Below are 13,682 nucleotides of genomic sequence, written 5' to 3'. Positions count from 1 at the left end.
AATCCGGCTCGTCATCGCGTGTTCCTTTTTCGCTGTCGCTTTGGATTCGACTGATTAGCCTATTCGCCTGCCGCCGTCACCCGCTTTCGCGGCGGAAATCTACTCGCCTGCGATCCAGTTGACCGAGTAACCGCCCGAACCGCGCTTGAATTCCAGTACGCTCGCCAGCCAGGGCAGGATCGTGCGCAATTCGGCTTCCAGCGTGTAGGGCGGGTTGACGACGATCATCCCGGAACCGTCGAAGCTCACCTCGGCGCCCGATGAGCGGGCTTCCAGCGTTGCGTCGAGGATGCGCGGAATCTTCAGCGCCCTGAGTTCCTCGCGGAATTCCGATACGCCCTTGCGGTGCTTGACAGGATACCACAGCAGGAAGGTGCCGGTGGCGAAGCGCTTGTGGCCCTCCTTGAGGGCGGTGAGGATGTTGAAGAACTCGTGGTAGACCTCGAATGGCGGGTCCACAAGGACGATGCCGCGGCGTTCCTTGGGCGGCAGGTGCGACTTGATGCCGAGCCAGCCGTCGAGTTCGGTCACGCGGGCCTGCACGTCGCCCTCGAAATGCGAACGCAGCACCTCGTAATCGTCCGGGTGCAGTTCCAGGGCGGTCAGCCGGTCCTGCTTGCGGAACAGCTTGCGCGCGATCATCGGCGAGCCGGGATAGAAGGTGAGGCCGCCTTCGGGGTTGCAGGCGCGCACGGCGTCCAGGTACGGAGCGATCAGGTCGCGCACCTCGGCCGGGGCCTTGTCCGCCGCCGCCAGTACCTTGGCGATGCCGGTCTTCCACTCGCCGGTTTTCTGCGCCTGTTCCGACGAGAGGTCGTAGAGGCCGAGTCCGGCGTGGGTGTCGAGCAGACGGAAGGCGGCGTCCTTGCGCTGCATGTAGGTTATGACGCGGGCCAGCACGATGTGCTTGAACACATCGGCGAAATTGCCTGCATGGAAAATGTGACGGTAATTCATGATGCCGCTCCTATCGCGCCATGCGCCTGCAGGCTAGTGTTCGCCGCATGAATATCGCATCGAAGTCCCGAATCTTTCGTTCCACCTGTCCGCATGACTGCCCGTCCAGTTGCGCGCTGGATGTGGAGGTGATCGATGGCGGCCGTATCGGTCGCGTCCGCGGCTCGAAGGACAACAGCTATACCGCCGGCGTCATCTGCGCCAAGGTGGCACGTTATGCCGAGCGCATCCATCACCCGGACCGCTTGCTTCATCCCCTCGTCCGCAAGGGCGCAAAGGGCGAGGGCGATTGGCAGCGGGCCTCCTGGGAGGCCGCGCTCGACCTGGTCGCGGAGAAGTTCCTCGCCGCGGAGGCAAAGTACGGATCCGAAACCGTCTGGCCCTACTTTTATGCCGGCACGATGGGACAGGTGCAGCGCGACGGCATCAACCGCCTGCGCCACGCGAAACGCTATTCCAACCAGTTCGACACGATCTGCACCAACACCGCATGGACCGGCTACGTGATGGGCACCGGGCGGCTGGCCGGCACGGATCCGCGCGAGATGGCGAAGGCCGATTGCGTCGTCATCTGGGGCACAAATGCCGTGTCCACCCAGGTCAACGTGATGACGCATGCCGTGAAGGCGCGCAAGGAACGCGGCGCGAAGATCGTCGCCATAGACATCTACGCCAGCGATACCGTGGCTCAGGCCGACATGGGGCTGGTCCTGAAGCCCGGGACCGATGCCGCACTGGCCTGTGCGGTCATGCATGTCGCTTTCCGCGATGGATATGCGGATTGGGATTATCTCAATAAATACAGTGACAAGCCGAAGGAACTTGAACAGCATCTTCAGTCGCGCGGGCCGGAGTGGGCCGCCGAGATCACCGGCCTGGCTGTCGAAGAGATCGAGGCATTCGCAAGACTTGTCGGCACCACCAGGCGGACCTTTTTCCGTCTCGGATACGGATTTACCCGCAACCGCAACGGCTCGGTGTCCATGCACGCCGCCGTCTGCGTGCCCACGGTTCTGGGCTCCTGGCAGTACGAGGGCGGTGGCTGCTTTCACAACAACGGGGCCATCTACCGTTTCGACAAGCGCGAGCTCACGGGCGAAGCCTATGCCGATCCGTCCGTGCGCTGGCTCGACCAGTCGAAGATCGGACGCGTGCTGACCGGTGACGCCGAGGCACTGGCCGGCGGTCCGCCGGTCACGGCCATGCTGATCCAGAACACCAATCCGGTGAATGTCATGCCGGAACAGGCGCTGGTGCGGAAGGGCTTCGCGCGCGAGGACCTGTTCGCGGTGGTCCACGAGCAGTTCATGACCGAGACGGCCGAACTCGCCGATGTCGTGTTGCCGGCGACGATGTTCCTGGAGCATGACGACGTCTACAGGGGAGGCGGGCATCAGCATGTCATGCTCGGGCCGAAGCTGATCGAGGGGGCGGGCGAAGCGCGGCCGAACCATTTCGTGTTCGAGGAACTTGCTAAGCGGCTCGGCATTGATCACCTGCCGGGCTTCGGCAAGACCGAGCGCGAGTTGATCGACGGCTTGCTGGCGCCGATGGGCGAGACATACGAAACGCTGAGGGAAAAGGGCTGGATCGACGTGCAGCCCGATTTCGAGACCGCCCACTACATCGGCGGCTTCGGTCATCCGGACGGGAAATTCCGCTTCTGTCCCGACTGGATGGCGACGCCCGCGCCGAACAGCCCGCCCGGATCGCTCGGTCCGCAGGGGCCGGCCACTCGCCTGCCGGCCTTTCCGGACTATCTGGACCTGACCGAGACGCCGGATGCCGAGCACCCGTTCCGGCTTGCGACGTCGCCGGCGCGTTCCTTCCTCAATTCCACCTTTTCGGAGACGCCCGGTTCGGTGAAGAAGGAGCGCAGGCCGGAAGTGATGATCCATCCCGACGACGCAGCAGCGCTCGGACTGGAGGACGGTGCGGCCGTCGCTCTCGGCAATCACCGCGGCGAGGTTCACCTTCATCTGAGGATTTCGGATCGCCCCGGGAGAGGCACGCTGGTCGCCGAGGGCCTCTGGCCCAACGGCGCGCACCTGAACGGTTGCGGCATCAACACGCTGACCGGCGCAGACTCAATCGCGCCCTACGGCGGCGCGGCCGTTCACGACATCAGGGTCTGGGTGAGGGCGCTTTAGTCGGCGAGTTCTTCCGCCAACTCCGCAAGCGCCAGCGGATAGATCCGGTGCTCTTCCGTCAGAACGCGCGCGGCCAGCGTGTCGGGCGTGTCGTCCGGCAGCACCGGCACTTGGGCCTGCATGATGACCGGACCTTCGTCCATGCCGGCGGTGACATGGTGCACCGAGCAGCCGTGAACGGTGTCGCCGGTCTCGATGGCGCGGGCATGGGTGTCGAGGCCCTTGTGCCGCGGTAGCAGCGAGGGATGGATGTTGATGATCCGTCCCGCCCACGGTTCCAGGAACTCGCCCGACAGCAGCCGCATGAAGCCGGCGAGACAGACGATATCCACCTCGTGCTCGTCGAGGGCTTCCTGGATCGCCTTTTCGTGCGCCCGTTTCGACGGGTAGGGTGCCCGCGAAATCGCGCGGGCGGGAATGCCGTGATCGCGCGCCGTATCCAGACCCTTCGCCTCGGGCTTGTCCGAGATCACCAGCACGATCTCGGCGGGATAGTCCGGCGCCTTGGCCGCCTGGACCAGCGCTTCCATGTTGGAGCCGCGTCCCGAGATCAGCACGGCACAGCGTTTTCGTTTTGCCGTCAAAGGTCGAGTGTTCCCTTGTAGGTTACGCGGTCGCCCTCTTGTGCCCGGATCGTGCCGATGCGGGTCACGGTCTCACCCTCGCGTTCCAGCACCTCGGCGGCAGCTTCCGCACGTTCAGGCGAGACGACGGCCACCATGCCGACGCCGCAGTTGAAGGTCCGCAACATTTCGTCGCGCGCCACCCCGCCCTGTGCGGCGAGCCATGCGAAGACATGCGGCACCCGGATCGCCGAAAGGTCGATCTCGGCTGCCATGCCGTCGGGCAGGACGCGCGGGATGTTTTCGGTGAAGCCGCCGCCGGTGATATGCGCAAGCGCCTTGATCGCGCCGGTCTCGCGGATCGCCGCCAGTACCGGTTTTACATAGATGCGGGTGGGATCGAGCAGCGCTTCGCCCAGCGTCCGTTCCTTGTCGAACGGTGCCGAAGCCCCGTAGGACAGGCCGGACATCTCCACGATGCGCCGTACTAGAGAAAAGCCGTTGGAATGAAGGCCGGCGGAAGCAAGGCCCAGGATCACGTCGCCGTCGGCAATGTCCGGTTTCGGCAGCAATTGTCCGCGCTCAGCCGCGCCGACGGCAAATCCGGCGAGATCGTAGTCGCCGTCCCCGTACATGCCCGGCATTTCGGCCGTCTCGCCGCCGAGCAGCGCGCAGCCGGCTTGCCGGCACCCTTCGGCAATGCCGGAAACGATGTCCGAGCCTTGTTTCACGTTCAGCTTGCCGGTGGCGAAATAGTCGAGGAAGAGCAGCGGTTCCGCGCCCTGGACGATCAGGTCGTTGACGCACATGGCGACAAGGTCGATGCCCACCGTGTCATGGATGTCCGCCTCGATGGCAACCTTGAGCTTGGTGCCGACGCCGTCATTGGCGGCGACGAGGACCGGATCGGAAAAGCCGGCCGCTTTCAGGTCGAACAGTCCGCCGAAACCGCCGATCGTGCCGTCGGCGCCGGGACGCCGCGTCGAGCGCACCATCGGCTTGATCGCTTCGACCAGCGCGTTACCGGCGTCAATGTCGACGCCAGCGTCGGCATAGGACAGCCCGTTGCCGTCATTCGGGGTATTCGGTGAACCTGACATGATCGTCCTGTTTCGCGCATTCTGCCTGTTGCGCGGTCCTATCGCACGGTGCCGCCGCCGTTTCCAGCCCGGTGCGTCCGAGCCACAGCAAATTCTTGCGTATCGGACGAAAGGTTTTTGCGTGACGCCATGCGCGCCTCTATATGACGGCAAACAGGTATCGATGGACACCGTGATATTTACCATCCCGAACGTCATAACGATTGCGCGGCTGATCGCGATTCCGTTCATCGTCTGGGCGATGCTGAATGGCGCCTGGACAACCGCCTTCGTTCTGTTCGCGCTCGCCGGCGCGTCGGACGGCATCGACGGATTCATCGCGCGTCATTGGAAACAGCATTCCCGCTTGGGGAGCTATCTCGATCCGCTTGCCGACAAGGCCCTGACCATCGCTGTCTTCTCGACCTTCGTCGCCCATGGAATCATGCCATTCTGGTTGCTGGCGCTGATCGTCGCACGCGACGTCGCGATTGTCGTGGGGGCGGGCCTGATGGCTTCTTTCGGGGATGCAGCCGCTATCCGGCCGTTGATGATATCCAAGATCAACACCACCGTCCTCATCCTGCTGGCAGGCTGGCTTCTGGCGGCCGGCGCGTTCGGCTGGACGTTCCCGATCATCGAGGGCGCGTTGATCGGCCTTGTGGTATTCCTGACCGCGGTGTCTGCGGCCGCCTATGGTCGCTTGGTGGCAGGGAAGATCCGTCGCGCGATGGAAAGAAAGGATGGACCCAAGTGACCGAACACATCTCGACCGCATCGTTGAAACGCCAAGCGGTGTTCTGGCTGGCGACGGTGGGCACGCTGGTTCTCTTCCTCTACGTGTTCCGGGCCGTCCTGTTGCCTTTCCTGGCCGGGCTGGCGCTTGCCTATTTCATGGACCCGGTCGCGGATTTCCTCGAGAGGCGGGGCCTGTCGCGGCTCGCCGCGACCGTTTTCATCCTGCTTGCGTTCCTCGTCCTGTTCATCATCGCCCTCGCGGTGATCGTTCCGATCCTGGCCACCCAGGCGAACGAGCTGCTGGCGCGGCTGCCGGGTTACATCGCGCAGCTTCAGGGCCTGATTGCCAGTCTGAGCGTGGAGACGACCTGGCTTGCCGAACATGTCGGTATCGATGTTGACAGCCTGCAGAGCAGTCTCGACGAGCTCGTTGCGCAGGGCGCGGGCTTCCTGACCACGCTGTTCCAGGGCATCTGGTCCTCGGGCAAGGCGATCGTCGATATCGCCGGCCTTCTCGTTGTCGCTCCCGTCGTCGCCTTCTACATGCTGCTCGACTGGGACAAGATGGTCGCCCGGGTCGACAGCTGGGTCCCGCGCGATCATGTCGACACGGTTCGGCGCCTGGCTGCTGACGTCGACCGGGCGATTGCCGGCTTCGTGCGCGGGCAGGGTACGGTCTGTCTCATTCTCGGCCTGTTCTATGCGATCGGCCTGACCGTCGCCGGCCTGAATTTTGGCCTTCTGATCGGCCTGTTCGCCGGCCTGATCAGCTTCATTCCCTATGTCGGTTCGATGGTCGGCCTTGTCCTGTCCGTCGGCGTTGCACTGGTCCAGTTCTGGCCCGACTGGATCATGATCGTCGTCATCGCCGGGGTTTTCTTCGCCGGGCAGTTCCTGGAGGGCAACTTCCTGCAGCCCAAGCTGGTGGGCGGCAGCGTCGGCCTCCATCCGGTCTGGCTGATGTTCGCGCTGTTTGCATTTGGCACCCTGTTCGGCTTTACCGGCCTCCTTGTCGCCGTCCCCGCCGCCGCCGCTGTTGGCGTATTGGTGCGCTTCGCGATCGAGAAGTACCTCGATTCCGATCTTTATATCGGCAGTTCCGAGGCGTCCGATGATGCCTCTGCCGTGGATTGACAACATCGGATAGCCATGTCGTGTAACGCGTTTCTCCCATGACGAAAGCTGACGATTCCCAGTTGCTGCTTGATATTGGGTTGTCGGGGTCGATGACGCGGGACGATCTCGTCGTCACGCGTTCGAACCGCGCCGCGGTCATGCTCGTTGAAAGCTGGCCGGATTGGCCGGGACCGGTCGTGGTGCTCGCCGGTCCGCCGGGTTCCGGCAAGACGCACCTGGCTACGATATGGCGCGATATGTCAGGCGCTCTGGCATGCGAAGCGCGAGACCTTTCTGGCGTCGCACTTGATGCCGCCCAGCGCGGCGAAGCGCTTCTGATCGACGGGATTGAACCCGGCAACTTCGACGAGAACGAACTGTTTCACATAATGAACGCGGTGCGCGCCAATCACGGCAGCCTGCTTCTGACCTCGGCCCGCTGGCCCGGAGCCTGGCAGGTGCAGACGCCGGACTTGCGCTCCCGAATTCAGGCTGCAACGACCGTTGAGATATCGGAGCCGGACGACGAACTTCTGATTGGCGTGATGAGCAAGTTGTTCGCGGACAGGCAAATAGTGGTCGATCCCTCGGTCATAAGCTACATCGCGAGCCGCATTGAACGTTCTCTGGCCAGCGCCCTTTCCATCGTCGACCGTCTCGACAAGGCTTCGCTTGCCCGAAAGGCCCGGATTACAAGGGCCTTTGCCGCGGCCTATGTTCGTGAGTACGATGCCGGACAGAGCGAGTTCGACTTTTAAAGTCGCCCGATGCGAATGCGCGTGTCATGGAAACGTGGCATTTTGTCTTTAAGCGGTCGTTTATGGCGCCTCAGGCGCACCATGGGAAAGCATTGGAGATATGGACAAAGTGAATACGCCTAATGTCGCAGTTGCCGAGCCTGCCGAAGACTTTGCCGGAGGTGAAAGCTTGCGCGACAATGCGGCGCGTTTTGTCAATCGCGAGTTTTCCTGGCTGCAGTTCAATTGGCGGGTGCTCGACGAGGCACGCAACATCAAGCACCCATTGCTGGAGCGCCTGCGTTTTCTCTCGATCTCGGCGGACAATCTGGATGAGTTCTTCATGGTTCGTGTTGCCGGCCTGGCGGGGCAGGTGCGCGAGGGTATCACGGAGCGGTCGGACGACGGACTCACGCCGAATGAGCAGCTCGAGGCGATCCTTGACGAAGCGGGCAAGCTGCAGACCGAACAGCAGGTGGTTCTTGCAGAATTGCAGGAGGAACTGGAGGCACAGGGAATCCAGTTTGTCCGGAGCGAGCAGTTGGGCAGGGAGGATCTCGAGTGGCTGGAGGATCATTTCCTTCAGACGATATTCCCCGTCCTCACGCCGCTCTCGATCGATCCGGCGCATCCGTTTCCGTTCATTCCCAATCTCGGATTTTCGATCGCGCTGGATCTCGTCAATCGCGCGACGCGCGCGCACATGAGCGCCCTTCTGCGCTTTCCCGTCGCGCTGGATCGTTTCGTGTCGATCCCCACAAGCGGTCCGCGATACCGTTTCATCAGTCTCGAGGATATCATTGGCCTCTATATCGCCAAGCTCTATCCGGGCTATGAAGTGCGCGGGAAGGGGACCTTCCGCATCATTCGTGACAGCGATATCGAGGTCGAGGAAGAGGCCGAAGACCTGGTGCGCCTGTTCGAAACCGCGCTCAAGCGTCGCCGTCGCGGCCAGGTTGTGCGCATCGAGTTCGATCACGAGATGCCGCAAAGCCTTCGCGAGTTCGTGGCCCACGAGCTGGAGGTTCCGGAATCTCGCGTGAGCGTACAGCCGGGGTTCCTCGCGCTCAACACGGTGTCCGAAATCGTTTCGTTCGCGGATCGGCCCGACCTGAAGTTCGAGCCGTACTCGGCGCGCTTTCCCGAGCGCATTCGTGAGCATAACAGCGATTGTTTTTCCGCGATCAGCGAGAAGGACATCATTGTCCATCATCCCTATGAGTCCTTCGACGTGGTCGTCCAGTTCCTGCGTCAGGCAGCGCAGGATCCCAACGTGCTTGCGGTCAAGCAGACGCTTTATCGCACTTCGAAGGACAGTCCGATCATCCGGGCGCTGATCGATGCGGCGGAGGCGGGGAAATCGGTGACCGCTTTGGTCGAATTGAAGGCACGTTTCGACGAGGAGGCGAACATCCGCTGGGCGCGTGACCTTGAGCGCGCCGGCGTGCAGGTCGTCTACGGCTTCTTCGAGATGAAGACCCACGCGAAGATGTCGCTGATCGTGCGTCGCGAGGACGGGAGGCTGCGCAACTACGTGCACCTGGGTACCGGCAACTACCATCCCGTGACCGCCAAGATATACACGGACCTGTCCTACTTCACCTGCGATCCGGAGATCGCCCACGACGTGGCGCAGGTCTTCAACTTCATCACCGGATACGCCGACCCCGGCTCGGACATGAAACTAGCGGTATCGCCGCGTTTCCTGCGCAATCGCATTCTCAGGCACATCGCCGACGAGATCGAGCACGCCAGGGCCGGCCGTCCGGCGGAAATCTGGATGAAGATGAACTCTCTCGTCGATGCCAGCATCATCGACGCGCTCTACGATGCGAGCATGGCCGGCGTTCAGATCGATCTGGTGGTGCGCGGCATCTGCTGTCTCCGCCCGCAGGTGCCCGGCCTTTCGGAGAATATCCGGGTCAAGTCGATCGTCGGACGGTTCCTCGAGCACAGCAGGATCTACTGCTTCGGCAACGGTCACGGCCTGCCGAGCGACAATGCCATCGTCTATATCGGCTCCGCGGACCTGATGCCGCGCAACCTGGACCGGCGCGTGGAAACGCTCGTTCCGCTCGAGAATCCGACCGTTCATGAGCAGGTGCTCGGCCAGATCATGCTTGCAAACCTGCTCGACAACCAGCAGAGCTTCGAACTCTTGCCGGACGGCCGGTCTCGGCGCATGGTGCCCGGCGAGGACGAGAAGCCGTTTGACGCGCAGAAGTATTTCATGACCAATCCCAGCCTGTCGGGGCGCGGAAAGTCGTTGAAATCCTCCGCGCCGAGGTTGATCGCCCACAAGAAGCGGGCAGAAAACAAGCAGTCGTAGCGAGCGCGTGCCGGGTCGGAAATTGACATTTGATTGAAACTGAAGACGCTCAGGGGCGCCTGCGAAACAGGCGTCCGATCGCAGTCGTTGACATCGGCTCGAACTCCGTACGCCTCGTGATCTACGAGGGCCTGGTGCGTGCGCCGTCGATACTGTTCAACGAAAAGGTGCAATGCGGCCTTGGCCGCGGTATCGCCGAGACCGGGAACATGGACGAGGGGGCGGTGCGCAGCGCGCTCGATGCCCTGCGCCGTTTCCGTGCTCTCGCCGACCAGGGGCGCGTGGAGAGGCTCGTGGTTCTCGCGACGGCTGCCGCGCGCGAGGCAGGCAACGGACCGGCCTTCATTGAGGAGGCTGAACGAATTCTCGGCCAGGAAATTACCGTCTTGTCCGGTCGCGAGGAGGCGCTTTATTCCGCCTATGGCGTCCAGTCGGCTTTCCGGGCCATCGACGGCGTGATGGGCGATCTCGGTGGCGGCAGCCTCGAAGTCGTCGATATGAAGGGTGAAGCCATCGGTGAGGGCATGACGCTCCCGATCGGCGTCATTCGCCTCTCCGAACGTGCCGGCGGCGAACTGAAACAGGCGGTCAAGATCGCGCGGCAGGAAATCAAGCGCGCGGCCTTTCTAGAGGGCGGCAGGGGACGCACATTTTATGCCGTCGGGGGTACATGGCGCAATCTTGCCAAGCTTCACATGGCCAACACCGGTTACCCGCTGCACGTCACCCATCACTACGAGATGGATGCCGAACGCGCAGCCGGCTTTCTCGGCCGCGTCGGGCGCAACAATGTGGAGAAGATGCGGGGTATCGGTCAGGTATCGCGGTCGCGCCGTTCGCTCCTGCCCTACGGTGCCATCGTGCTGGCGGAAATCATCCGCGCCATGAAGCCGGAAAAGGTCGTCTTTTCCTCGGCAGGCGTGCGCGAGGGTTATCTGTATGGCCTGCTCGACGAGGAGACGCGGAAACGTGACGCGCTGATAGAGGCGGCAGAGGAACTGTCGATCCTGCGGTCGCGGTCGCCTCGCCATGCACGCGAGTTGGCGGTGTGGACCGGGAATGCCTTCAGGGCTTTCGGCATCGACGAGACGGAAGACGAGGCGCGTTACCGCGAAGCGGCCTGCCGACTGGCCGACATTTCGTGGCGCGCCCATCCGGATTACCGCGGCGACCAGGCGCTGAACGTCATCGCCTACGGGTCATTCACCCAGATAGATCATCCCGGTCGGGCCTATATCGCGCTTGCCAACTATTTCCGCCACGACGGCCTGAAGAATCCCACCCTTGCGCCCGAGATCCGCACAATCACGTCGGACCGGATCTGGGAACGCAGCCGCTATCTGGGTGCGTTCTTCCGCGTGGCCTATCTCTTCACGGCGGCCATGCCCGGCGTGATCGGCGACATCACGTGGCGGGAGAAGGAGGACGGTTCGATGGAATTGGTCCTGCCGCGTCGGCTTGCCGAACTGCACGGTTCACGTCCGCTCGGTCGCATCAATCAGCTGTCGAAGGTCGTCGGCCGCCCCATCGCGTTGGTGGTGGAAGACTAGGGGCACTTCAGTCGAGTTCGATGACGGCGAGCTTGCGCTGTTCGAAGCGGATGGCGAGTTCGCCTCGAACTGCGCGCAACGCCTTTTCGCCGAACACCTCGCGTCGCCAGCCCTTGAGCGCTGCGACATCGGCCTGCTCGCCGTGAATGGCGATCTGCTCCAGGTCGTCGGTGGTGGCGATGATCTTCTGCGCCACGCCGTGTTCCTCTGCCGTGAGCTTCAGGAGCACCCGCAGCAGGTCGACTGCGGCACTGGTGCCTTCCGGGGATGCGGGCGGGCGCGGGATCTTCGGCAGATCGTCCTTGTCCATTTCCAGCGCGTCCGTCACGGCCTTGATCAACGGAGCGGCAAGTGCGGAACGTTCGATGCCCTTGTTGAGCGAGCGCAGGCGCCCCAGCGCCTCCGGCGTCTGCGGCTGTTGCTGCGCAATCTCGTAGATGGCGTCGTCCTTCAGGATGCGCCGCCGCGGCTGGTTGCGGGACCGCGCCTCGCGCTCGCGCCATGCCGCGATGTTCTTGAGGATTTGCAGTTCGATCGGCTTGCGTACCCGCAGCTTCAACCGCGTCCAGGCGTCTTCCGGTTTCAGGTCGTAGGTTTCGGGCGCTGTCAGTACGCCCATTTCCTCAGCGACCCAGTGCTCCCGGTTTTCGGTTTTCAGTCGCTCCGCGAGGTCGGCATAGACATCGCGCAGATGTGTCACGTCGGCAAGCGCATAGGTGAGCTGCCGGTCGCTGAGCGGGCGCTGCCGCCAGTCGGTGAACCGCGACGACTTGTCGATATGTTCGCCGGTGATACGCTTGACGAGCTGGTCGTAGGCGATGGCGTCGCCGAACCCGCAAACCATCGCGGCAACCTGCGTGTCGAACACGGGGTCCGGAACCTTCCCGGTCAGCTTGAAGAAAATCTCGATGTCCTGACGCGCGGCGTGGAACACCTTGAGCACACTTGTGTCCGCCATGAGATCGAACAGTGGTCCGAGATCGATGCCCTTGGCCAGCGGGTCGACCAGAACGGCTTCTTCGGTGCTTGCCAGCTGGACGAGGCACAATTCCGGCCAGAACGTGGTTTCCCGGATGAACTCGGTGTCGATGGTGATGAAGGGATGTTGCGCAAGGCGCGCGCAGGCTGCGGAAAGCTCTTCCGTCGATTCAATTGGTTTCATGCGGACAGGTCTTTAGCCGTGTCTCCGGGGTTTGTCGATTGTTTCGGCTCGTCGGTTTTGCGCATTTTTCCGTTGCCTGCCAGCCGCGCCAGCAGCGGCGATGTGCGCAGCAGCATGGTGAACGCGCCGCGACGTGCCGCCGGGACGGGACCGCGTACCCTCATGCGCCAGAGCGTCGCGACGATCAATGTAGCGTGCACCGCGCTGGTATAGGTGAACAGTGCCGGGGGGGCGTAAAGCTCGACCACGAAGGACGAGACGAACGGGCCGACCATCGCTCCGGCGGAGAAGCAGAACATCAGGCCGGCCGAGACCATGACATATTGTGTCGGTTCCGCGTAGTCGTTCGCGTGCGCGACGGACAGCGAGTAGAGGGGCAGGGCGAAGGCGCCGAACAGGAAGATACCGGCATAATTTGCAATCGGCGATACGCCGGCGCCGAAGCCGAGGAACAGTCCGGCGACGACCGCGCCTCCGCTTGCGGCCATCAGGACCACGCGCCGGTCGTGCTTGTCGGACCAGTAACCGAGCGGATATTGCAGGATCGCACCGCCGAAGATGCCGGCACTCATGAATGTGGCGACGGAGGTGATCGACAGCCCGATATCCTGCGCGTAAACCGGTCCGATTAGACGGAATGCGCTGTTCGTGGCGCCGATGGCCAGGCAGCCGATGCAGGCCAGTGGCGACAGGCGCCAGATGCCTTTCATGTCGAAATGTATGTCGCGCGGCGGCGTCGGGCTGGAGCGGTCGGCGAGCGAGACCGGAACCAGCGACATGGTGATCATCACCGCCATGACGGCGAACACGGTGAAACCGCCGGTGCCGAATGCCGGAAGGATGAACTGGGCGCCCGTCACCGCCACGATGTCTATGATCCGGTAGATCGAAAGCAGCCGCCCGCGGCCGGAATTGTCGACGCTGGAATTGAGCCAGCTTTCGATCGTCGTGAAGAGGCCGGAGAAGCAGAATCCCATCACGAAGCGGATCGCGATCCAGGCCGGGCCGTTCAGCAGCAGCACGAGCAGGAGCGTTCCGGAAGCGGCGATTGCCGCCAGGGCGGCGAAGGTGCGGATATGCCCGACCGCGTTGAGCATCCGGCTGATCATCACGCAGCCGAGCAGGAACCCGCCGAAATATGCGGTGCCCATGAAACCGATAAGGCTGGTGGAGAATCCCTCCTGGGCGCCGCGAATCGCGATCAGCGTTCCCTGGACGCCGTTCCCGGCCAGCATGATGGACGCCGCGACTAGAAGCGGGACGAGAGGACGTAGGTTCATTCGACCGGTTGTGGACATGGC

General features: G+C 63.0%; 11 protein-coding genes. 6 read left to right on the top strand and 5 right to left on the bottom strand.

Translation table 11 applies throughout. The features are described from left to right. Window positions 1–99 precede the first annotated feature (99 nt). Entirely contained in the window at window positions 100–957 is an 858-nt protein-coding gene (locus tag HTY61_RS07995) for a 23S rRNA (adenine(2030)-N(6))-methyltransferase RlmJ (protein WP_175276292.1), read from the bottom strand. A gap of 47 nt (window positions 958–1,004) precedes the next feature. Between HTY61_RS07995 and HTY61_RS07990 the strand changes: the two genes are divergently transcribed. Then, complete coding sequence (locus HTY61_RS07990) at window positions 1,005–3,107, top strand: molybdopterin-containing oxidoreductase family protein (RefSeq protein ID WP_175276291.1); 2,103 nt, start codon at window positions 1,005–1,007, stop codon at window positions 3,105–3,107. Here the strand turns inward: HTY61_RS07990 and purN are convergent. Then, on the bottom strand, window positions 3,104–3,691 hold the full coding sequence (gene purN / locus HTY61_RS07985; RefSeq protein WP_175276290.1) for a phosphoribosylglycinamide formyltransferase: 588 nt from the start codon (window positions 3,689–3,691) through the stop codon (window positions 3,104–3,106). The genes HTY61_RS07990 and purN overlap by 4 nt on opposite strands. Beyond that, entirely contained in the window at window positions 3,688–4,770 is a 1,083-nt protein-coding gene (purM, locus tag HTY61_RS07980) for a phosphoribosylformylglycinamidine cyclo-ligase (protein ID WP_175276289.1), read from the bottom strand. Before purM ends, purN begins: the two co-directional genes overlap by 4 nt. 163 nt (window positions 4,771–4,933) lie before the next feature. Here purM and HTY61_RS07975 point away from each other — a divergent pair, with 163 nt between their 5' ends. The 5 genes from HTY61_RS07975 (at window position 4,934) to ppx (ending at window position 11,219) form a co-directional block, all read left to right on the top strand. Beyond that, window positions 4,934–5,506 (top strand): CDP-alcohol phosphatidyltransferase family protein, encoded by a 573-nt coding sequence (locus HTY61_RS07975; protein ID WP_246272965.1) that lies wholly within the window; start codon window positions 4,934–4,936, stop codon window positions 5,504–5,506. Then, window positions 5,503–6,621, top strand: coding sequence for an AI-2E family transporter (locus tag HTY61_RS07970; protein ID WP_246272964.1), 1,119 nt, complete (start codon window positions 5,503–5,505; stop codon window positions 6,619–6,621). Before HTY61_RS07975 ends, HTY61_RS07970 begins: the two co-directional genes overlap by 4 nt. A gap of 38 nt (window positions 6,622–6,659) precedes the next feature. After that, window positions 6,660–7,361 (top strand): HdaA/DnaA family protein, encoded by a 702-nt coding sequence (locus HTY61_RS07965; protein ID WP_175276287.1) that lies wholly within the window; start codon window positions 6,660–6,662, stop codon window positions 7,359–7,361. 100 nt (window positions 7,362–7,461) lie between these two features. Further along, window positions 7,462–9,669, top strand: a complete 2,208-nt coding sequence (locus HTY61_RS07960) for an RNA degradosome polyphosphate kinase (RefSeq protein ID WP_175276286.1) — start codon at window positions 7,462–7,464, stop codon at window positions 9,667–9,669. Window positions 9,670–9,701: 32 nt separating this feature from the next. Then, on the top strand, window positions 9,702–11,219 hold the full coding sequence (gene ppx, locus HTY61_RS07955; protein WP_197945410.1) for an exopolyphosphatase: 1,518 nt from the start codon (window positions 9,702–9,704) through the stop codon (window positions 11,217–11,219). Between the two features lie 7 nt (window positions 11,220–11,226). Here ppx and rnd read toward each other — a convergent pair whose 3' ends face one another. Both rnd and HTY61_RS07945 read right to left on the bottom strand, forming a co-directional pair. Further along, a complete protein-coding gene (gene rnd, locus HTY61_RS07950; RefSeq protein WP_175276284.1) occupies window positions 11,227–12,381 on the bottom strand; it encodes a ribonuclease D in 1,155 nt (384 codons plus the stop codon). Next, complete coding sequence (locus HTY61_RS07945) at window positions 12,378–13,661, bottom strand: MFS transporter (protein WP_175276283.1); 1,284 nt, start codon at window positions 13,659–13,661, stop codon at window positions 12,378–12,380. The genes rnd and HTY61_RS07945 overlap by 4 nt, the downstream gene beginning before the upstream one ends. Between the last annotated feature and the right edge of the window lie 21 nt (window positions 13,662–13,682).

The sequence above is a fragment of the Oricola thermophila genome, from assembly GCF_013358405.1.
Classification (GTDB): domain Bacteria; phylum Pseudomonadota; class Alphaproteobacteria; order Rhizobiales; family Rhizobiaceae; genus Oricola; species Oricola thermophila.
Note: the sequence above shows the minus strand (reverse complement) of the source record. Positions and strands in the feature narration are given on the sequence as shown.